Genomic DNA, 22,342 nt, shown 5'->3' with positions numbered 1-22,342 from the left:
TTTTTTTGCAAAATTAATATAGAATTCAAGTAAATTATTAACTTATAGCTTAAAAGTAACTCTAGCGTTAAAATGAAAAAGAAAAAAAAGATTCACTATCGTAGAATTAAAAAAAAAATCAAACTACTATTCATAATACTGGCAAAAAAGTTAAAAACTATAACTAAAAATCCCAAATTAATATTTAATAGCACAATACAAATTACTTTGGGCTCTGCATTAATGGCAATTTCCACAAATGTTTTATATATTCCTCATGGGCTTCTTAGTGGAGGAATTGGGGGTATTGCATTAATGCTACATTACCTGTTAAGCTTCAACTTGGGATGGACAATATTTGCATTAAACATCCCATTATTTATTATTGGAATAAAATTTTTAAATATAACATTCATCATTCAAAGTTGGATTGCAATGGGATTATATTCCATTATCATAAACTATTCCCAGTTTTTACAAAATAAAATACATATTAATGATATGATGCTTGTATCAATACTGGCCGGACTTATTTCTGGACTTGGACTTGGGCTAATATTTAAAGGGAAAGGATCCTCGGGGGGATCAGATATAATTGCGATGATCATTAAAGAAAAATATTCAATTAGTATTGGAACAACAAACTTCATAGTTAATCTAGCAGTATTAATACTTGCAACCTTTTTCTTTAATATTGAAATTGCTCTTTATACACTAGTAGCATCATTTGTAACATCTATAATGACAGACAAAACAAGCACTGGATTTGGCAATCAAAAAGCAATATTAGTTATTTCAGATAAAGGAAAAGAAATTGCTTATCTTCTTACAAACAAGTTAAAATTAGGTGCTACATTAATAGACGGGAAAGGAGCTTGGGCAGGAACGGAAAAAACTATAGTATTTATAGTAGTTCCAATAATGCGTTTGTCAAGAATTAAATACATATCACAAAAAGTTGATCCGAATTGTTTCATTACTGTCATTAACACTAATGAAATCACTGGGGGCAAAATAATAGATAACTCAATCTCATTAAAACAAGAAATTTTAAATTAAAAATCTTTTAAAAAGAGAACCAAATTATCAATAATCAAATTCAATTCATCACTTTTGTAAAAATTTGACAAAAAAATAACAAATCTTTTGGGAAATTCAGAAATGAATTTCTCGAAAGAATTTTTTCCAACATCAATTTCAAGCTTATAAGAATGTAGCATCAAAGTTATTTTTTTTAAACTGCCATCCACTCTGCCATAAACCTCATCTCCCAATATTGGAAAATTAAGATATTTCATGTGCACTCTCAATTGATGTGTACGACCGGTTTTGGGCTTTAAAGCTAGAAGAGAATATCCTCCAAAATTTAACAACAACCTATATTCTGTTAATGATTTTTTACCTCTATCTTTGGAAACGCTAAATTTTTTTCTATTGTGTTTATCCCTATCTATAAAAGATTCAATACTTCCAAAAAAACTATTAAAATTACCTTTGACAATTGCAATGTAGACTTTATTCGTCCTTTTATCCCTAAACTGTTGAGCTAAAAACCTTAAAGTGTTAATGTTTTTTGCGCAAATTAACACTCCAGAGGTATCTTTGTCTAATCTATGAACAATACCGGGTCTAATTTTTTCTTCATTAAAATCAATTTTCAAGTTTCTTATATGATATAAAAGAAAATTCACAACAGTATCATCCCAATGCGATATTCCAGGATGACTTAAAATTCCTTGTGGTTTATTCAAAACAATAATATTAGAATCTTCATAAATTATAGCAATAGGGATATTGCTGGGCCTAAGGCAATCAATTTGATGACTAATCTCTTCGTCAAATTCAATCAAAATTTCATCATCCTTAAAAACAGGCTTAGACAGTTTTATCTTTAAAAATTTTCCATTACTCTTTTTAAACGCTTCTACATTTCTTCTTTTAATTTGACTTCTGGTCAAAATTTCCAAATTATTTGACAAATAAAGATCCAATCTTAAAGCATTTTCTTTAACAGTAAATTCTCTCTTAAGTCTTATCATATCACTGAAGAAAATAATCAATCAAAGCAACAGTTAAAGCAACTATAGCCCCAATGGAGGCCGAAACAATAAATTTTTTATAAATTTCATCTTTTGAAAAATTAGGCCCATTTGAAAAAGGATATGGAATGTAACTTGAATTCATTCCACTATAAAAATAGTATCCTACATCAAAAAAAAATAAGCTCAAAAATAAAACTATTGGGAAAGATCCAACACTAATCGCTGAAAATCTAAACAAATCTTTTGCTGATTTTGAATCAAGATCATTTTCAACATTCAAAGCTTTATTTTCTTGAATATTTTTATAAAGAAAAGAATCATCCTTATCAACAACAGGAATATTATTTTTTTCATAAGTAACAAAATTGCCACTGGAAGTTAATTTATCTTGCAATGGCAAACTTTTGGAAATACTTAACTTTAAAGAATTAAAATTCAGCTTGAAATAATCAAGTGAATTTGAATAAACATTCAAAACACTGAAAAACAACAACAAGCTTCCAATTAACATAAATTTTTTACTTCAATAATTCTAGCTTTAAAGTTTCAGTTATTTCATCAATCTCATAAGAGCCAAAATGCTGCACAGGCCCTGGGTACAAATACAAATTATTCAAAGCCCACTTATCACGATTTTTGACAAACTCTTTAAATGGTCTTCCTTCTAGATCAACCAGAGTTTTTCTTATAACAGGCTTTTGCACTCCATACCTCTCTTCCATGTTCATCAACATTGTTAAAGGCACTCCTCCTGCAATCCAATCCGTTGGCTTTGAATTCAAATTTTTTATACAAGACATATAGCCTGTAAGGCCATTTAAAATCAGAGTAACTGCATTATACCCCAAACTATAGCAATAATTACTATCAAAATTAGAAGGAAAAGCACTTCTACCTTCATAGCCAAAAAAATGGTCAACTGGAATAAAGCTTCCCTTATATTCTCCCCTTTTTTTCATATCGCTTAATCTTGATTGAATCATCTCAATAAACAATTTTTCAGTAGGAACTCTTGAAACATTAAAATTCCCATGGGGATCTCTTTCTAAAATTGAATTTACAAGCTCAAATTGAATAAACAAAGGCAAAGACAAATAAACCGCTTTCATATGATCACTAAGCTTGGCAACAAAAACTTCTTTCATTTCTTCAATGTGAAGTCCCTTAAATTCATTTTCATTTTTATCAAAAATATTGCATAATTCAACCATTAAAGACTTAACTTCTGGAATAAATTCAATCACACCTTCAGGAACTATAACTATTCCAAAATTATCCCCATTTAAAGATCTCTTTAAAATGATAAACACCATTTCATCAACAATTTCAGCCAAAGTTTTCTTTTTAGCCAAAACCTCTTCAGACACAATGCAAATGTTTGGATGAGTTTTTAAAGCACATTCCAAAGCAACATGAGATGCACTCCTACCCATAAGTTTGACAAAATGCCAATACTTTTTAGTCGACATGGCATCTCGACATAAATTACCTATCATCTGAGAATAAATTTTAGTAGCAGAATCAAACCCAAATGAAATTTCAATATGATCATTTTTAAGATCAGCATCAATTGTCTTTGGGACTCCAATAACCTGAATATTCTCTCCCTTCTTTTTAAAATACTCTGCAAGAATAGCAGCATTGGTATTTGAATCATCACCACCAATAACAATAATTGCATCAAGATTGTTTTCTTTGGCAACAAATAGGGCTTTGTTATAATGCTCTTCTGTTTCTATTTTTGTTCTTCCAGAAGATACAATGTCAAAACCTCCGGTATTTCTGTAATAATTTACCAAACTCTCAGTAAGTTCAATTTTGTCATTTTTTAACAAGCCTAAAGGGCCTCCCTTAAATCCAAAAAGCTTTGAATTTTCATTAAATTTTTTTATTGCATCAAAAACGCCAGATATAACATTATGCCCCCCAGGAGCAGGTCCTCCAGAAAGAATTATACCAATATTTAAAGCTTTTGAAAAAGATAAATTAGACTTTCCCTCAGTAAAACTTACAATCGGCAGCCCATAAGTATTTTTAAAAAATTCCTTTAAAGCCTGTCTGTCTTGAATTGCTTCAGTTTTTTCTCCACGAACTAAACTAATATTCTTAAAATCTTTTTTTAAAATATCTGGCAATTTAGGAATATATTTTTGCCTTTCTTGCTGAAAAAGAGAAGTATTCATACATTTTCCTCCTAATTTAAATTAAGCCTCTATCATAATTTAAATATAAAATAATTCACAACTAATATCTATATATGATTTAAAACTAACATAGAATCACCATAAGAAAAAAATTTATAACCTTTATTTACAGCTTCTTTATAAGAGCTAAACACAAAATCTTTACCTGCAAATGAAGAAACCAACATCAAAAGAGTAGATTGTGGCGTATGAAAATTAGTAAAAAGCATGTCAACAAACTTAAAACAATAGTTTTTACCAGGATAAATAAAAAGATTTGTACTTTGCTGACCTGTTTTAAACTTCCTAAGTTTATGGTCATAAGATGACTCCAAAGCCCTAAGTGTTGTAGTACCAATTGCCAAAATTTTTTTACCAAGAAATTTTGCATTCTCCAATCTATCAGCCACACTATCTTTTACTAAAAAAGTTTCAAAATGCATATTATGCTCTTCGATCCTTTTCGATCTTACAGGAAGAAAAGTACCAAGCCCCACATGAAGAGTAACAAAATCATATTCAATATTGTTCTTTTCAAAAACAGAAAACAAATCCTTGCTAAAATGCAATCCTGCAGTTGCAGCAGCTGCAGACCCAATGTATTTAGAATAAACGGTTTGATATCGATCTTCGTCTATTTTATCATAATCTCTTTTAATGTAAGGAGGTATAGGAACAAAGCCATGCTTTTCAAAATAATCTTCTCCAACATCATTATCAAATTTTAAAACAATCTCACTACCATTTTTTGACAAAATTTTACCGATTAATCCTTCGGGAAATTTGTAAATATTGCCAACAATTTGCTTTTTGGACTTAGAAATCAACGCAGTAAACATAGCAGAATTAATTCTATTTAAAATCAAAAATTCAATATCACTACCAATCTCTGATTCTGCATACATTCTTGATTTTCTAACTTTTGAGTTATTAAAAATAATAAAAGTATTACTATTTATATATTTTAAAATATTGTTTACAGAATTTTCATGATAAATTTTTTGCAATTTAGGATCTAGCACCATTAACCTCGAAGATCCTCTTTTTTCACTTGGATATTGAGCTATTAAAGAATGGGGTAAATTAAAATGAAACTCTTTGGTTTTCACCAAGATCATCCTCTTTCATCTCTAAGTTTAAGTGAAGATACGCAAATTCAGTAGCTTTACGACCTCTGTGAGTTCTATTAATAAATCCTTTCATAATTAAATAAGGCTCATAAAAGTCTTCAAGAGAATCTGCTGTTTCTCCTACAGAAATAGCTAAAGTATCAACACCTACAGGCCCTCCATTAAACTTCAATATTAAACTTCTTAAAATATTTCTATCTTGCTCATCAAGACCTTCTCCATCAATTCTAAGCATTTCAAGTCCAATTGAAACAATGTCACTTGTAACAACCAAACTTCCAGTTACCTGGGCAATATCTCTTATTCGCCTTAGTAATCTATTTGCTATGCGGGGGGTTCCTCTTGAACTTCTTGCAAGAAGAAAAGCAGCATCCTCTTCTATTTCAATATTTAAAATAACAGAATTTCTCCTTATTATTTCAACAAGCTCTATTTCGCTGTAAAGTTCAAATCTTGCAGTAATTCCAAATCTCGCATAAAGTGGAGATGTTACTTTTCCCGGTTTAGTAGTAGCTCCAATCAATGTGAATTTTGGAAGTGGCATTCGAACGGTTCTTGCATTAGCTCCTTGCCCGATTACCCAATCTAGCTCATAATCTTCCATGGCAATACAAAGCATTTCTTCTATTATTGGCCTAAGCCTATGTATCTCATCAATAAATAAAACACTCTTCTCATCAAGACCTGTCAAAATCCCAATAATATCTTTGGGTTTGTCAAAAGCAGGAGCTGACGTAATCTTAATTGAAGCATTCATCTCAAAAGCAATAATACTTGCAAGAGTAGTTTTCCCAAGACCTGGTGGCCCACTTAAAAAAACATGGTCTAAAGCTTCATCTCTCTCTTTAGAAGCTCTTATAAAAATACTAAGGGTTTCCTTAACATTAGCCTGGCCTTTAAAATCTTTAAAAACCTTGGGTCTAAGCTCATTTTCACCCTTATCATATAAATAATTTTCACTAGAACTTAAAAAGTTTATACTGTTTTCGTCTTTCATAAACACCTCTTAAAGACTATTTTATAACTACCAAAAACTAACTATTAATTTGAAATTCTTTTCAAAACCTCCTTAAATAAAAATTGCTCCTTTTCAGAGTCTTTTAAATTTGAAAATTCAACTAAATTGAAAGCTTCCTTAAGCTTGCTATTAACAATTTTTCTGTCAAATCCCATGCTAATAATTGACTCTTCTAATTCTTTAAATCTAAAAAGACTAGGCTCAAGCTCATTATTAATCAAAAGTTTACCCTGAAGATGTAAAAACATTTTACCAGCCATTTTTTTACCAATGCCTTTGATTTTAGCAACAAGTTCAACATCTTCCCTATCAATGGCGTCCTTAAACTCATTATACCTTATATTAGAGAGCACCCTTAAAGCAGCCCTTGGCCCTATTCCACTTACTCCAATAAGTCCTTTAAAAGTTTCTCTTTCATCTGAATTCAAAAATCCAAAAAGTTTAAATTCATTTTCTCTCGTATAAAGATAGGTAAAAAGTTCAACTTTGTCTGACAACTTAAAATTAGCAAGGCAAAATGCACTAACTAAAAGTTCAAATTCAAAAACAGCAGTCATTAAAACCAAACTAGATTCTTTTTTTTCTACAACTTTACCATGAATCTTATTTATCATATAATTAAATTATATTACACAGAAACATCCAATTTAAAGCAAAAGCATTAAATAAAAAAAGGACAATAGATGAAAAATCAATTTTTAAATAGCTATTTTCAATTAATTACAGCTATTTTTTTAATCTCATCTACAACTATAGCAGCAAAAGATACAATAAACACACTAAAAGTTCCCAATGGATTTAAAGTCGAAATTTTTTTAAACAACACAATTGAAAAACCAAGGGGAATTACAAGCGATCAAGATGGAAACATATTCATAGGATCTGGGAGCACTTTTGCATATTTTGTAACAAAAAACAAAAAAATTTATACCATAGCAAAAACCTTAAAAAAACCTATTGGTATTGCTTATTGGAATAATAAATTGTATATATCTTCTGTAGATAAAATATATGTAGTTGAAAATGTAAAAGAAGAAATTAATAAAAGCATAAAATTAAATAAAGACTATACATGGAAAATGCAAATTTTTTCACTTTTACCCAAAAATACTTCCAACATGCACTCCGGGCGTTACATTAAAGTAGATCCTCAAAATAACAAATTAATAGTAAACATAGGCTCCCAACATAATGCTAAAATCCCTCCCAAGAAAGAAGCAATACTTCTTAGCATCGATTTAAAAACAAAAAATGAAGATATAGTTGCCTTTGGAGTAAGAAACTCAGTTGGATTTGATTTTCATCCAATTAGCAATGAAATGTATTTTAGCGACAATGGCCAAGACGGATTGGGAGACAACATTCCCCCAGACGAAATAAACCTAATAATCAAATATAAAGAACATTTTGGATTTCCCTATGTGTTTGGGAAAAACAAAAAAAATTATAATTTTTATAACAAAGCACCCAAAAATACTAAATTTATCCCATCTATTTATGAACTTCCTGCACATGTAGCCCCACTTGGAATACACTTTTATAAAGGGAATAGCTTTCCAAAAGAATATATCAATAAATTATTCATAGCAGAACATGGATCATGGAACAGATCAGCTCCTATTGGCTACAGGATAACTACACTAGATATTGATCCCAAAACAAGAATAGTAAAAAATTACAAAGTTTTTTTACATGGATTTTTAAAGTCCAATAAATCTAAATTTGGGCGCCCTGTTGATATCATCACATATCATGATGGCTCAATTCTTTTTTCAGATGATTTTGGAAATAAAATTTACAGAGTCTACTACGAAAAGATTTAATAAAATTAAAAAATTAAAAATTAAAAAATCAGCTTAATTCTTCTGGAATCTCCAAATTATGAATTACTTCTTGAACATCGTCAAAGTCTTCAAGCTTTTCAACAAGAAGAATTATTTTTTCTGCTTGCTCTTTGTTTAAAAAAATTTTATTTTCTGGAATTAAAGCTATCTCCGCCACCTCTTCTTTAAATTTAGTTTTCAAAATAGATAAAATCTTATCAAAATCATCAGGACTTGTGACAACCTCTGCTTCATTGTTTGAAACTAAAATATCTTCAGCACCAACTTCTAATGCAAATTCCATTATTTCATCTTCAAGATATTTTTCTAAATTGTAAACAATAAGACCCTTTCTGTAAAACATATAAGAGACTGATCCTGGAGTCCCAAGAGATCCTCCACCTTTTGTAAGAACACTTTTTACATCACTAGAAGTTCTGTTTTTATTGTCTGTCAAGCAATTAATCATTAGAGCCACGCCATAAGGAGCATAAGCCTCATAAGTAATTTCAAAATATTCAACCCCTTCATTACCACCAATGCCTTTTTTTATTGCTTTCTCAATATTATCTTTTGGCATATTGGCAACCTTAGCCTTATTAACAGCGACCCTTAGTCTCGGATTAGAATCAATATCTCCACCACCTATTTTAGCTGCAATAGTTATTTCTCTTATCAGCTTTGTAAAAAGCTTATTACGCTTTGCATCAAGAGCACCTTTTTTTCTCTTTATTGTTGACCATTTGCTGTGACCAGACATTTACACCTCCACCAATTTTTCCAAACGATCTAAAATGTCAAACTTATTATTATTAATCAGATGAGCTTTAATTGTGTTAAACATCAACATAAGAACCGTAACAGGCCCTACTCCTCCCTTAGCAGGAGTAATAAATTTAACATAATCTTTAATATTGTCAAAATCTGTATCACCCGAGAGAATTCTTCCATTATTCGTCTCAATTTCAGAAATGCCAATATCAATCACATAAGGCTTTCCACATAACATGCTTTTATCTATTAATTTAGGCTTACCAACAGCAGAAATAACAATATCTGCCTGTCTTAAATAAACATCTAAATAAATGCTTTTACTGTGACAAGCAATAACAGTTGCATCATAAGGCTTTGATGAGAGTAATATTGAAATAGGCTTTCCTACAAGAGGACTTCTACCAACTACAACAACCGTTTTCCCCGATGTTTTTATTCCCTCATCTCGCAAAATCTTTAATACAGCAAGTGCTGTACAAGGAACAAACCCTTTTTTATCTCCCAAAATCATCTTACCTAAATTAATAAAAGATAGGCCATCAACATCTTTTGAATACACTATGCTATTTAAAACAGAATTTAAATCCACACCTTTCAAAAGAGGCAATTGAACAATAATTCCATCTGTACTTAAATTTTTATTTTCTCTATCAATTACTTCTAAAATATCGCTTTGAACAAAATTTGTAGAAAATTTAATTACTTCAACATTTAAGCCAATATCTTTTGCAACTCGACTCTTAATTGAAACATAAAGCTTGCTTGCAGGCTCATTATTTGCTAAAATAACTTTTAATGCAATTTTATCTTTCAAGTCGTGTTGTTTTAAGAATTCTTTTAGCATTAAATAATACTTACTCGCAAAATCCTTACCATTAAAAACAATATTCAAAATATGCCTCTTAAACTTAACAATATTACCTTAATATTATACTTAGATTATCAATATAAGGAAAGATAAACCACTAAATTTTAAATTGTAATTAAATTTATTTTCAACTATAATAAACAAAGATAATAATTTTAAAAGAATGGAGAATAATGAAAAGGTATCTTTTTATTACACTAATTGCGTTTTTGCTAATTGGTGTAAACACAAAAAAAATTGAGGCCGCCGTCAATGTTGATAGGCATACAAACTCTACTTTAGGTATAGACTTAAGTATTGGAATGCCTATTTTTTACAACGACTTATCAAGAGTTTATTCTACCAATTTATATCCGGGAGGTATTGGGGCAATAAAATATCAATACCATATTTTAAATAATTTAGCAATTGGACTTGAGCTAAGATATATGTTTAACTTTGACATTAACCACTCTTTTAATATATTAAATCCAGATTCAAGTGTAGGTAAAATTTTTTATAGTGTACCTATTACATTTTCAATAAACTATATATTTGATATAGGAGAATTATTTCAAATTCCAATTTTCACAAATGTAGGGTTTTCTCTTAATACATATGGAGACAGGAATAACAATATTACAAATTTAAGAACTTTTGATGCGCTTCCTACAATCTCTTTTGGATCTGGAATTTTATGGAACTTTAACTATAAATGGTCTTTTGGAGCAACAGCATCTTGGTGGATGATGTTTGAATTTGGGAATTCTGCTAAAATGGCACATTTTGCGCTTATATCATTATCAGTTACAGTAAATGTAAATAAATTATAGGATAAAAATGAAACAAAAATATGAAAACTATTTTAAAAAAAGATTAATTTTAAACCTGTTAATATTTTTACTACTAGCATGCTCGAGCGAATCCATATTTTCCCAACTAGGAAATCTCCAAAAAATAAACCATGAATATAATATCTTAGGCAGTTCAAGCCCAAGAGGGATTTCTCTGGTAGGAGAAACCCTCTATATTGCAGCTATGCACTTATTTAAAAAAGAAAACGGCAAGATAGAAAAAATTGACTTGAGCAATTCTTATGAGTTTATAAATGACATTGTAAATGTCTCTGGGAAAACCTATCTTTTAGCACAAAACAAGCAGGCAGAACTAGAAGTTTGTGAGCTAAATAGAAAAGATTGGACATTAAAATTTAAAAAACCACTAAAAGCATATAAATTCTTAAAATCTGTGGGAAAAGATGGCATAAAAGAAGCATATGTTTTAGCTATAGATAAAAACAATCAAGAGAGAATTTTTGATCTACAAGGAATTGACAAAACACCATCACAAGCTACTGAAAACGACAAATTTTATCAAATATCAAATGAAGATAACTTAATTACAGGAAGTTCACTTAAAATATGGCAAATAAATAACAATACATATAGAGGCATAGACTATCAACAAGCCAAAGAAATAATGCCTATCATTAAAACAAGCATTAGGGGTTCTTCTGAAATCTTAGTAATGACTGGTGGTTATAATAATTTAGACACAAAATTCAAAGTGTATTCAAATGCAAATAATTATACAACACCAATATTTATTCAAGAAGAAGTAGGCGAATTTAGCGGTTACTTCGCAAGAGAATTTAATGATGTAATATTAGTCGGAAGTAATAATGGATTTGCAGAATTTACAAAAAACAAAGAAGGGATTTTTGCTTTACAAGCGCCCTCAAAATCTGTAGTACCTGGGGCTTATAATGGTTCTCAGCTAAGCAAAACGGGTCTTAACGATATTATTCCTGTGTCAAACAACACAATTTACATATTAACTCAGGGCAAAGGTTTGTGGAAATTGGAAAACAAAAAATTAACTAAAGAATAAAGAATAAAAATTTGTTATAAATTTTTCATATCTAGATTTATTAAAATCTCCATCATAATATTTTTTAACCTTAATTTTCAAATTGAAATTAATCTTAGATCTAAAATATAAATAATTTATATTGTTTATATTAAAAATTAGACCTTCATCGTTCATAACCTTAACCTCAAGATCCAAAAGAAGTTTAGCAAAAAAAATATCTCGAGTAATAACAAGACTGTACCTATCTGCTAAATTCAAAATAAATAAATCAACATTGTCTACCACTTCTAAAGCAACATTTTCTATTTTTCCCAAATTCAAAAACTTATTAGAAACTACAATAATTTTTGCTTTATTTTGCAATATAAATTTTTGTAAAAATTTTATTATCTTAAAATTACAAGAATCAGCATCAACAAAAATTTTATTTAACAATCTTATAGTCCACTACCTTAAAGGCCAAAAAAGAAACAATAACATTTTTATTAATAGGCCCAAATATTCTAGAATCATTTAAAACACTTAAATTGTCATTTAATAAAAAAATTTCATTTTTTTTCAAAATAAAACACTTAATCACTTCATCTGTATTAAAAAAATTATTCAACTTGTAATAGCTAACTAAATTGCCATTCAAATAAAAAAAATCTGTATCCTTTTTATTTACCAAAACATTAAAACCTCTAACATATACAGAATCACCCTGAACAGCTGCTATTCTTGAGACCTTATAGCTCGCTCTTTTAAAGATTTTATTTAAAAAAAAGAAATCTTTTATTAAAGTTAATAAAAAATTATTACTTAGTCTAAAATCTTCATAAAGAACAATATCATTCATTTTTAAAGGAATAAAAAAAGATGTTATATGTGTCGCAACAAAAAATAAACTAGAATTTTTTGTTATTGTCGGCAACATCTCATTACTTTTAATAATAAAAATTTGCAAAATAAACTTTGTGAAAAAAAAATTCAACACTAAAAATGTTAAAACATACTTAAAAAAAACTTTTCTTTGCTTTTTTCTTAAAAGCCTTTGCTCAAAAGTTAAGTATACAGCCACTTTAAATAAATCCTACCCTAGAAAATGGAAGATATATTACCAAGGTTCTTCCAAGAACTTTATTTTTATTGATTACCCCAAAAAAACGACCGTCATGAGAATTATCCCTATTGTCTCCAATTGGCAAAACATATCCATAAGGAACATAAATTCCATAATCTCTTATTATAGCTTTTTCCATATAATAATCAACATAAGGCATAAAAGCAGATAAATACTTATATTCTAACCTTTCAAGCTCAAACCTATCAATTACCCTAACATCAAAAAATGAGAAATCGGGAGCACTACTTAAATTTATATTTAACTGACTCAGAGCAACAAACATAGCAAAATCACCATAAATCCCATAGTCCTCATTTGCCACAATTTTTTTAATATTAAAATTTTGACCAACCAAATTCCGATAAGAATCTTCTAAAATAAAATTTTCTTCGCCTTCTTTTTTAATATAAGCCTTACCATTGTTAAATCTAACAATTTTACCATCTGCAAATACGCCTCTTTTTACGAGGAATCTAACATTAGGATTGCCATATTCATCTCTATCAAGATCAATAAAAGATAGCGTTAACATATAAAGTATTCTTTGAAAAATATCAAAAAAAACACCCTTTGATTTATACTCTGGATTTTCAAAAATAATAATATCTGATTCTTCCGGGGTTTTAAAACCATTAATCTTAAACAATCCTGGTAAAAGTTCCGGGCCATAAGAAAATTTATCTACAAACAAAAAATCCCCTATTTGAAGGGTATTCTCCATTGAACCCGATGGGATTTTGTAAGCTTGAATAAAATATTGATTTATTACCAGTACAAAAATTGCCGCTGCTACAAAATCAAATAAAAAGTTTAGAAAAAATCCTCGTTTCTTAGCCCTTAATTTGCAAAAATACTTTTTTCTTTTTCGATATGTTAAGTATTTTTCCACAAAAAATACCAAAAAAGATGCAAATTTATCCAATTTTCTTAAATGCATAATCTAACCTCAAGAATTAAATCATACAAAATATTGACACTTATTTAAATACTTTTCTATACTTTAGAAGATGGAAGAAAGTGATAAAAATTCAAATGTTGAGCTTTTTGAAGTTAAATTAAAGCCAATCCTAGGAATAACACCCAAAGTTTACGTATTTTTTACAGCACTAATATTACTTTTAAGTTTAATATCAATTTTAATAATCATGCCCAAGTTTAAAAATCCAGGAGCATATTTAAAAATAAATTCTAATATTGAAAACACTTACATCTATTTAAACGAAAAATATATCGGCAGAACGCCATTTAAAAAATATATAAATGCCACTGAAGGAATCATTAAAGCAAAAAGGATGGGATTTAAAACCCACGAACAAAATATAACAATTCACAATAAATTTTTTGGGAGCTACAATTTACAAATAAATTTAGAGCTGATTGAGCCCGAAAAGATCATTAAACAAAGACAAAAAGAGCTTTCTATAATGGTGAGAATAAAAAATATTAATGAAAATATCAAATTAATTCCTGTATTTTCATTAATATCTAGTGATCTCAAAGAACATCCCAAATACATTAAAAAGTTTCTAAAAGATTCCATACCTCACTTAAATTCAACCGAAATGTTTAAGGATTTTATAGATTCATACAAATCAGTGTATTCAATAGACCAAAACAACAATAATCAAGAAGAAATATGGAATTCTCTACAAACAAATTTTGATTTAGAAAATAGAGCTATCTTTTGGTTTTTAGAAAATTTAGATAAAGATCTAAAAAAACTAACAAAAGACAAGCCTTGGGTTAAAACATTAACCAAAACTTTAGACAATGAAAATATTCAATTAATTTCCAAAAATGAAAAAATTAATATAAAGTTACCTGGATTTAAAAAAATAAATTCAAATAAAATAGAGAAAATTCAAAATTATGAATTGGATTCAAAAAATATTTCACTAAAGTCTACCTATAGTATAAAAGAATTTCTTATTCAAGAGCAAAATGTTACAAAATATGAGTATCAAAACTTTTTAAAAGAAAATCCAAAATGGACATTAAATAACAAAGAAAGTTTAATAAAAGAACAGCTTGTGGATGAAAATTATCTTAAAAATTTTAATCAAATAGGCTTAAATGAAGCTATCACAGGAATATCTTATTTTTCAGCATTAGAATATGCAAACTGGTACTCTAAAAAACTTCCCAACGGATTCAAAGCAAGACTCCCTATATCACAAGAATGGGAATTATACCAAAAAGAACCAAACAAAAAACCGTTAAATATCAATGAGATATCAAAAAAAGTTGGATTTTGGAATTTAATGCAAAATTCGTCTTTTAACGATACTGCAATATTCAAAAATGAAAGAAATTTTTATAACGAAAATTCAAACTTTTATTCATTAATAACAGAAATTAGAACATATTCTCATCAAAATAATAATTTACTCAATCCATCAACCAAGGCTTCTTTTTTGAAGAATTGGAGTTCTCCAAACATTGGTTTCAGATTGATTGTATCAAAGGAATAGATTTGAAGACAAACAATTTGTTTCTTGAAAACAAAAAGGCAAAATTTAATTATTTTATTGAAGATAAAATAAGTTGTGGAATAGTACTGCAAGGAACCGAAGTAAAATCAATAAAATCAAAAAAATTATCATTTAATAATAGCTTTGCAAGCATAAAAAAAGAAGAGTTGTGGCTTGAAAACTTACACGTATCAAAATATAAAGAAGGAAATATATTCAATCATGATGAATTAAGACCCAGAAAACTTCTAATCAGAAAACAGGAATTACAAAGACTGAAAAAATTTAAAGAAAAAGAAGGATACACTTTAATTCCTATTAGCTTTTATTTAAAAAAATCAATAATTAAAGTAGAAATTGGAATATGCAAAGGAAAAAAATTGCATGATAAAAGAGAAATACTAAAACAAAAAAGCATAAAAAAAGAGCTTAGGAGAGAAATAAAATATAAATAAAAACTCTAATTTTCAATTACAATGAGTAATCACAATACAAAATTGCAATCACTCATTTTTATAATATTATTTTAATAACTTTTCTTGAAAGACAGTTCAAACCCAAGAGCACTAGCTTGGCCTATGTTAACATCAAAATTAGGCTCAAATCCTCCCAAAGCTATATTAAGACTATTTTTTAGTTTCTTATTATAACTATTAGCAAATGTAAATGGAAGAATAATTTCTGTTAATCTTGTCACAGTCATAGTAAGCACCCCTGCCAACATTACTCCCTTACCCCAAGTCCATTTAAAAGCAGCTTTGCTGGCATTATTACCTAAAGCTTTGATATCTAAATAAGCTCCAGTAAGTATTAGTCCTATACCAACTGCATCAAATCCAAGAATAAGAGAACCTCCAAGAATATCTCCTTGAGCAAAAGAACCTATCCCAAACCCTAAAAAAAGGTTCAATAAAAATGGTACAATAGGATCTTTCTTGTTAGTTTCATAAGCCAAAAGTTTTTCTCCCGCCCCCAGATTAAAATCACTTTTAGAATCATAAGCTTGAGCAAAGCTAGAAAAAACACAAAAGATTACCAAAACAAAAATTAAAAATTTATTCATAAAAACCCCTTCAATTAAAACTGGTACTATGTTAACATATTAATGAAATTTAAAAAAGGTTTTTAAAACTATTTAAATTTAACTTTTTTCAAATTGTTGCTTGAAATTCGCTTCCCAATAGAGCTTCTTGATTTGACTATAAAATTCTCAATTTCAATTCTTTTAATAATGTCTTTATTTGTCGAAAATTCTACAAATTCAGGACTTAATGAAAAATCTACAAATTTATCATTTTCTCCCAAAAATTCATAGACTTTATCTGTAATAAATTTATCTATTTTAAATCTTTTAACATAATAAAAATTGTCAAGTTTATTAAAATAAATTATTGAAAATATTTGTTCTTTTGAATTATTTACATCATAAACCAAAGCACATATATTTTTTTTATCTATAAATACCTTATCTTCAATATTTTTAAGAACATAGCTATTATTTCTAAAAATCAATATTTTATCATAATAACTAGCATTTCCAATAAATTCACCTCCAAAAAGACTAGTTCCTACAAAACCTTCTGCCAAGTTCAAATAAACTTTCATATTCTTTGTAGCTATTTCTTTTACATTTTTTGATTTGATTAAAGAAATTTCGGTCTTCCTTTGATGCTCTTTAGAATACTTTGCAAGTAATAAATCAATAAAGTTTATTGAATATCCCCTTATTGAAGAAATACTGCTATTTACACTCTTTAATTCTTTGTTTAAAATTTTAATATCTTTGGAATTTTTGTCAATATCAAAAAGACTTATTTTTCTAATTGGAATCTTAAGCAAATTTTCAATATCTTCTTCAGAAACTTTCCTTGAAAAGGATTCTTTATAACTTAAAACTTTTGACAATATTATATTCACAATATTTTCTTCATTAGAAATTGTTTCAAGAAGTTTATAAATCTTTTTTTCAATAAAAATTTGCTCTAGTGTCTTATAAAATATTTTTTCAAGAATCTTACTTTTTTGTAATTCAAGTTCCATTTTTAAAATTTTTTGAAGATGGGCTGCATGAAATTTAATAAGATCTTTAATAGTATAAACAACAGGATATCTCTCACTAAGCAATAATAAATTAACAGAAATTGATATTTGGCAATTTGTATAATGATATAACTTTTCAATCACTTCACTTGCATAAACACCTCGTGGCAAAGATAGTTCTATGGCCACATTCTCAGCAGTAAAATCATTAATGCTTGAAACTTTAATATAATTTTTTCTAATTGCTTTCTCAATCGAAGATATCAAACTCTCAGTAGTCTCTCCAAAAGGTAATTCCCTTATTACAATTGTTTTTTCATCTATAGTTTCAATTTTAGCTCTAACTAAAACTTTACCGTTACCGTCAGCATACTCATTAACATCAACTATTCCTCCTGTTGGAAAATCAGGATAAATATCATAAGTCTCTCCAAGAAGCTCGCTCTTTACTGCATTTAAAATCTCATTAAAATTGTGAGGCAATATTTTAGCTGCCATTCCAACAGCAATTCCCTCACTTCCTTGAATTAAAATAACAGGAATTTTTGCAGGATAAAGTAAAGGTTCATTATTTCTTCCATCATAAGAAGATTCATAAATTGTTATCTCTTTGTTGTAAAGAACATCAAAAGCTAAAGGCGTTAATCTGCACTCAATATATCGAGAAGCAGAAGCGGGATCACCTGTAAACAAATTACCAAAATTGCCCTGCTTTTCAATAAATAAATCTTTGTTAGCAATATTAACAAGAGCCTCATAAATTGATGTATCACCATGGGGATGATATTTCATTGTATTACCAACAACATTTGCAACTTTATGAAAATTACCGTCATGCATTTCAAAAAGAGAATGTATAATTCTTCTTTGTACTGGTTTAAATCCATCAACAACACTAGCAATAGCACGATCTTTAATAACATAAGATGAATATTGCAAAAAATTATCTTTAAGTACAGTTCTAATATCCATTAGATCAAATTCTCCATAATAAAATTCCGCCTCTCAGGAGTATTTTGTCCCATATAAAACCCCAATTTTTCTTTTATTTCTTTAATATTAAAAAGATCCACTTTTGTAAGTTTAATACTATTAATATCAATAAAACCTTTAAATTCATTTGGGGAAATTTCACCAAGGCCTTTAAACCTTGTTACTTCACATACCCCCTTAAGCTCAAGAATAGCTTTTTGCTTTTCCTCCTCAGAATAACAATAGATAGTGTTTTTTTTGTTTCTAACCCTAAAAAGAGGAGTTTCTAAAATGTACATATGACCATTTAAAATTAAATCTTCAAAAAAAGTCAAGAAAAAAGTTAACAGCAAGTTTCTAATATGAAATCCATCAAAATCTGCATCAGTTGCTATTACAACCTTATTGTACCTTAAATTTTCAATTGATTCTTCAATGCCAAGAGCCACCATCATATTATAAAGCTCTTCATTTTTATATATTTCAGATTTATTCTTTTCAAACATATTTTGAGGTTTACCTCTAAGAGAAAATATAGCCTGAGTATAAACATCTCTACAAGACACCATTGAACCCGTTGCAGAATCACCTTCTGTCAAGAAGATCATAGTTTGTTCTGACTGCTCACCGCTGCTATTAAAATGTAATTTGCAATCCTTAAGTTTAGGAATTTTAAAAGATATTTTTTTTGCTCTCTCTCTGGCTTCTTTCCTCACACTACTTAGCTCTTTCCGAAGTCGTTCATTGTCAACTACTTTTTTCTCAATCAATTTTGCAAGTATTTTATCTTTATATAAAATTTCAGAAATTATCTTTTGCACTTCCTTTGCAACATTACCTCTAGTTTCAATATTTCCAAGCTTATTCTTAGTTTGGCTTTCAAATATTGGGTCTTTAATTTTAACAGAAAGAGTTGCAACAAGACCTTCCCTAATATCTGTTGACGAATATGTTTTTTTAAGAAAATCGTTAATAGCTCTTACAAAGCCTTCCCTAAAACCAGTTTGATGGGTACCTCCATCGTTGGTATATTGCCCATTAACAAATGAAAAATAAGTCTCCCCATAATTATTTGTATGAGAAAAAGCAAATTCTAAGGTTTTGCTAGAATAATAAACAATATCATAAAGCAAATCATCACTTTTAATTTCTGAATTCAAAAAATCTAAAAGACCGTTTTTGGATTCAAAAATTTGATTATTATAGTTTATTATAAGTCCCTTATTCAAACAAACATAATGGAAAAATCTTCTCTTCAGGAAATCCTCACTATAAGAATATTTTCCGAATATCTCTGAATCTGCTAAAAACTCAACATAAGTACCGTCTTTATCAGAAGATTCTATTTCTTTAGATTCCAATAAGTTTCCCTTAGAAAACAACGCCTCAAAAGATTTGCCATTTCTTGTTGATCTTACTAAAAATTTCGAACTTAAGGCATTAACCGCCTTCGTTCCAACACCATTAAGCCCCACAGAAAATTGAAAAACATCGTCATTATACTTGGCGCCAGTATTAATAACTGAAACGCTCTCAACAACTTTTCCAAGAGGAATTCCTCTTCCATAATCCCTAATAGCAATAAGATTATTTTCTTTTTTTATAAAAATTTCATTTCCATAGCCCATAATAAACTCATCAATTGAATTGTCTATTATCTCTTTAATTAAAACATAAATACCATCATCAATATTAGAACCATCTCCTAAGCGTCCAATATACATACCAGATCTTAATCTAATGTGTTCAAGGGAAGATAGAGTGATTATTTTACTTTCATCATAATTTTGAGTTTTCATCTAAATCCTTGCTTTATAAATTAAATTTTAATAGTTTCAAGTTTTTTAACTATTTTATCTCTAATAATACTATTAAGATTTTCTTTTTCATATTCACTTAATTTTAAAATATCTATCAAAGGATGGACATGAATATAAACAGATAGTCCAGAATTAAAAATAATATTTTTAATAAAAAAGTTATTAGTATTATAAAGAGTAACAGGAAGAATAGATGTTCCCGTCTTTAATGCCATCTTAATTGCACCCCTTTTAAAAACTTTAGTATCTCCTCCTCTATTTCTAGTCCCTTCGGGGAAAATTCCAATAGATCTACCCTCTCTCATAACCTTTATCGCCTTAGCCTCAGCAGCCGCAGCAGATCTTATACTCTTTCTATTCACAAAAATAGCGCCCATAACAATTAAACCAATATTTACAAAAGGAACCCTAAGCAAAGAATGTTTTGCCAATATTACAAATGGATTATTAAAAGTATAAATAAAAATTAGAGGATCCATAGCTGCAATATGATTCCCCATTATTATTACATTGCTTTTTTGGGGAATATTTTCAGAACCCGTAACAATAATTTTAATTCCAGCAAGCCACAAACCAACCTTAATGCAAGCCCGCATCATAATAAAGCTAAATTTTACAACATAACGCTCGAGTAAAAAAATTTTACAAACCAAGTAAAAAGGAAATAAAAAAAAAATTAAAATTAAAAAGAACAATAAAACATTAAAATAAGCTATAACACTTCTCAATATTTTCATAAAAACTATTATCCTATTTTTTCTATTCGTTCAAGTTTTAATTTTTGCCCTTTAACTAAGCTTACATCATCTTTTAAAATTTTAATAGGATTAAGAATGATTGTAGAAAATTTTTGCTTTTGAACAACTCTCTCGCTATGTTCAAGAAAAAAAGATTCAACAATCTTATAACTACCCATATCAATTTCATATTCAAGAACAAAATTATTTTTTAAAGGGAAAATATTAAAAATTCCATAATAAATTTTATTCTCATCAATATAAGTTAAATTCGGGTAAGAAAAATCATAAATTTTGTCCTTATATACATAATTTCCACTAGGAATAAAATAAATATTATCACCCTTTTTAACTTTTAAGATATTTTCATCAAATCTCTTAAATGCACCCGAAAATCCACTATTATCATAAGAATTTGTACTGGTGTCAATTTTGATTTCAATATTTTCTTTATCTACAATTTTTATCCAAAAATTGTAAACTATCAAATCTGAAAAAAAAGACTTTGCACTAACATTAAGGGTATTGTAAGCCGGTTTTGAAATATATTCAATCTTTGCAACTTCTTGAGAATTTTTTCTAAAAAGATTAATCTCGCTCGATTGCTTTTCAAAAGACAAAAATAAAACCTCATCAATATCTTTGCCCTGTTTTTTATTATAATCATGGGAATCGTACCAAACTCCATGTAAAAATCTATAAACTTCATCTTTGCTTAAATTTTTCAAAGTTTTATAAATATTATTATCAATTTTGCCAACTTTTTCACTCACAGAAGAAAGGTAATACTTAGCCTGAACATGAGAATATTCATATTTTTCAATCTTGCTGATTATTAAATCTTCTCCCACTTTTTCATATTTTTCTAAAGAAATAGGATAGCTTTCTCTTGATCTGTTTTCTTCGTAAGCTGAAGATCTCGTATACTTATTAATAATAACAGTACCATTAACTTTTTCAAAAAATATGGGTTTGTAAGAAGATACATCATTTAAAACAGATTTTTGAAAAACATACAAAACAGATTTATCTTTTAAAAATCCTTGAACAACTATATTGAAATCATAATCACCCGTAATATCTTCAAGATACATATTATAAGAATTTTTTGGGTCAATATCTATTTGAGTTTTAAAAAGAATCGTTCCAACCTTAACTTTAGGATCAAAACCAATAATAAACAAATATGCATTAAGATTTGAAAAATTTTGAGCTAAAACCACCTGTTCAAAATAAACATCTAAATTTAAATTTTCTTGCTGAACCGTAAGAATTTTATAACCTTTTAAATCTATAATATCTCCAAAAAAATCTTCCATTTTGTTGATTTCCAAAACATTGGAACTTAAATTCTCGATCTTGGGAGTAGATTTTACATCTTTGTTAAAAACAATAAAATCTTTGCTTACTTTGGAACAAGCAAATAATATAAAAAAAAAGAATAAAAACATAAATCTATACAAATAATTATAAAACAAGATCAATTCTTTAATAAAATTAATTACACTATCAACCAAAACCTTTATCAT

The 22,342-nt window shown here is 28.3% G+C and carries 22 protein-coding genes; 6 read left to right on the top strand and 16 right to left on the bottom strand.

The features are described 5' to 3' along the window. Positions 1-72 precede the first annotated feature (72 nt). Positions 73-1,038, top strand: coding sequence for a YitT family protein (locus HNP68_RS04185; RefSeq protein WP_183220776.1), 966 nt, complete (start codon positions 73-75; stop codon positions 1,036-1,038). Here HNP68_RS04185 and HNP68_RS04180 read toward each other — a convergent pair. From HNP68_RS04180 to ruvA, 6 genes are all read right to left on the bottom strand, one after another. Then, on the bottom strand, positions 1,035-2,018 hold the full coding sequence (locus HNP68_RS04180; RefSeq protein WP_183220774.1) for an RluA family pseudouridine synthase: 984 nt from the start codon (positions 2,016-2,018) through the stop codon (positions 1,035-1,037). The two genes, HNP68_RS04185 and HNP68_RS04180, sit on opposite strands and share 4 nt — an antisense overlap. 1 nt (position 2,019) lies before the next feature. Then, entirely contained in the window at positions 2,020-2,532 is a 513-nt protein-coding gene (locus tag HNP68_RS04175) for a hypothetical protein (protein ID WP_183220772.1), read from the bottom strand. Positions 2,533-2,539: 7 nt separating this feature from the next. Then, positions 2,540-4,204 carry a diphosphate--fructose-6-phosphate 1-phosphotransferase gene (locus HNP68_RS04170; protein WP_183220770.1) on the bottom strand — a complete coding sequence of 555 codons (1,665 nt, stop codon included), beginning with the start codon at positions 4,202-4,204 and terminating at the stop codon, positions 2,540-2,542. 68 nt (positions 4,205-4,272) lie between these two features. Next, on the bottom strand, positions 4,273-5,313 hold the full coding sequence (queA, locus tag HNP68_RS04165) for a tRNA preQ1(34) S-adenosylmethionine ribosyltransferase-isomerase QueA (RefSeq protein ID WP_183220834.1): 1,041 nt from the start codon (positions 5,311-5,313) through the stop codon (positions 4,273-4,275). Beyond that, positions 5,288-6,331 (bottom strand): Holliday junction branch migration DNA helicase RuvB, encoded by a 1,044-nt coding sequence (gene ruvB / locus HNP68_RS04160; protein ID WP_183220768.1) that lies wholly within the window; start codon positions 6,329-6,331, stop codon positions 5,288-5,290. The genes queA and ruvB overlap by 26 nt, the downstream gene beginning before the upstream one ends. A gap of 44 nt (positions 6,332-6,375) precedes the next feature. Continuing rightward, positions 6,376-6,966, bottom strand: a complete 591-nt coding sequence (gene ruvA / locus HNP68_RS04155; RefSeq protein WP_183220766.1) for a Holliday junction branch migration protein RuvA — start codon at positions 6,964-6,966, stop codon at positions 6,376-6,378. Between the two features lie 69 nt (positions 6,967-7,035). On the opposite strand from ruvA, the gene HNP68_RS04150 reads away from it, so the two are divergent. Further along, positions 7,036-8,175: a PQQ-dependent sugar dehydrogenase gene (locus HNP68_RS04150; RefSeq protein WP_183220764.1), complete on the top strand. Its 1,140-nt coding sequence runs from the start codon at positions 7,036-7,038 to the stop codon at positions 8,173-8,175. A gap of 28 nt (positions 8,176-8,203) precedes the next feature. On the opposite strand, the gene HNP68_RS04145 is transcribed toward HNP68_RS04150, so the two are convergent. Together HNP68_RS04145 and HNP68_RS04140 are read right to left on the bottom strand one after the other, a co-directional pair. Beyond that, positions 8,204-8,935 (bottom strand): YebC/PmpR family DNA-binding transcriptional regulator, encoded by a 732-nt coding sequence (locus HNP68_RS04145; protein ID WP_183220762.1) that lies wholly within the window; start codon positions 8,933-8,935, stop codon positions 8,204-8,206. Beyond that, positions 8,936-9,841, bottom strand: coding sequence for a bifunctional 5,10-methylenetetrahydrofolate dehydrogenase/5,10-methenyltetrahydrofolate cyclohydrolase (locus tag HNP68_RS04140; RefSeq protein ID WP_183220760.1), 906 nt, complete (start codon positions 9,839-9,841; stop codon positions 8,936-8,938). A gap of 149 nt (positions 9,842-9,990) precedes the next feature. Here HNP68_RS04140 and HNP68_RS04135 point away from each other — a divergent pair, with 149 nt between their 5' ends. Next, entirely contained in the window at positions 9,991-10,629 is a 639-nt protein-coding gene (locus HNP68_RS04135) for a BB0027 family outer member beta-barrel protein (RefSeq protein ID WP_183220758.1), read from the top strand. A gap of 7 nt (positions 10,630-10,636) precedes the next feature. Continuing rightward, on the top strand, positions 10,637-11,686 hold the full coding sequence (gene bamB / locus HNP68_RS04130; RefSeq protein WP_183220756.1) for an outer membrane protein assembly factor BamB: 1,050 nt from the start codon (positions 10,637-10,639) through the stop codon (positions 11,684-11,686). Here the strand turns inward: bamB and HNP68_RS04125 are convergent. From HNP68_RS04125 to lepB (HNP68_RS04115), 3 genes are read right to left on the bottom strand one after another with little or no spacing between them, the layout of a single operon-like run. Further along, a complete protein-coding gene (locus HNP68_RS04125; RefSeq protein ID WP_183220754.1) occupies positions 11,672-12,103 on the bottom strand; it encodes a DUF188 domain-containing protein in 432 nt (143 codons plus the stop codon). The two genes, bamB and HNP68_RS04125, sit on opposite strands and share 15 nt — an antisense overlap. Then, complete coding sequence (gene lepB / locus HNP68_RS04120; RefSeq protein WP_183220752.1) at positions 12,093-12,728, bottom strand: signal peptidase I; 636 nt, start codon at positions 12,726-12,728, stop codon at positions 12,093-12,095. The genes HNP68_RS04125 and lepB (HNP68_RS04120) overlap by 11 nt, the downstream gene beginning before the upstream one ends. Position 12,729: 1 nt before the next feature. Continuing rightward, a complete protein-coding gene (lepB, locus tag HNP68_RS04115) occupies positions 12,730-13,710 on the bottom strand; it encodes a signal peptidase I (RefSeq protein ID WP_183220750.1) in 981 nt (326 codons plus the stop codon). Between the two features lie 70 nt (positions 13,711-13,780). Here lepB (HNP68_RS04115) and HNP68_RS04110 point away from each other — a divergent pair, with 70 nt between their 5' ends. Both HNP68_RS04110 and smpB read left to right on the top strand, forming a co-directional pair. Next, a complete protein-coding gene (locus HNP68_RS04110) occupies positions 13,781-15,244 on the top strand; it encodes an SUMF1/EgtB/PvdO family nonheme iron enzyme (protein ID WP_183220748.1) in 1,464 nt (487 codons plus the stop codon). A gap of 2 nt (positions 15,245-15,246) precedes the next feature. Beyond that, positions 15,247-15,699 (top strand): SsrA-binding protein, encoded by a 453-nt coding sequence (gene smpB, locus HNP68_RS04105; protein WP_183220741.1) that lies wholly within the window; start codon positions 15,247-15,249, stop codon positions 15,697-15,699. A 71-nt stretch (positions 15,700-15,770) separates the two neighbouring features. Here the strand turns inward: smpB and HNP68_RS04100 are convergent, their stop codons facing one another. The 5 genes from HNP68_RS04100 to HNP68_RS04080 form a co-directional block, all read right to left on the bottom strand. Continuing rightward, on the bottom strand, positions 15,771-16,307 hold the full coding sequence (locus HNP68_RS04100) for a P13 family porin (protein WP_183220739.1): 537 nt from the start codon (positions 16,305-16,307) through the stop codon (positions 15,771-15,773). 68 nt (positions 16,308-16,375) lie between these two features. Beyond that, positions 16,376-18,256 carry a DNA topoisomerase IV subunit A gene (locus HNP68_RS04095; RefSeq protein ID WP_183220737.1) on the bottom strand — a complete coding sequence of 627 codons (1,881 nt, stop codon included), beginning with the start codon at positions 18,254-18,256 and terminating at the stop codon, positions 16,376-16,378. Next, a complete protein-coding gene (locus tag HNP68_RS04090) occupies positions 18,256-20,055 on the bottom strand; it encodes a toprim domain-containing protein (protein WP_183220735.1) in 1,800 nt (599 codons plus the stop codon). Before HNP68_RS04090 ends, HNP68_RS04095 begins: the two co-directional genes overlap by 1 nt. 20 nt (positions 20,056-20,075) lie before the next feature. Continuing rightward, positions 20,076-20,813, bottom strand: coding sequence for a 1-acyl-sn-glycerol-3-phosphate acyltransferase (locus tag HNP68_RS04085; protein WP_183220733.1), 738 nt, complete (start codon positions 20,811-20,813; stop codon positions 20,076-20,078). 8 nt (positions 20,814-20,821) lie between these two features. Beyond that, a complete protein-coding gene (locus tag HNP68_RS04080) occupies positions 20,822-22,342 on the bottom strand; it encodes a pallilysin-related adhesin (protein WP_183220731.1) in 1,521 nt (506 codons plus the stop codon).

This window comes from Borreliella yangtzensis, from assembly GCF_014201775.1.
Taxonomy (GTDB): domain Bacteria; phylum Spirochaetota; class Spirochaetia; order Borreliales; family Borreliaceae; genus Borreliella; species Borreliella yangtzensis.
The sequence above is the reverse complement of the archived record's forward strand: the minus strand, read 5'-3'. Positions and strand labels throughout refer to the sequence as shown.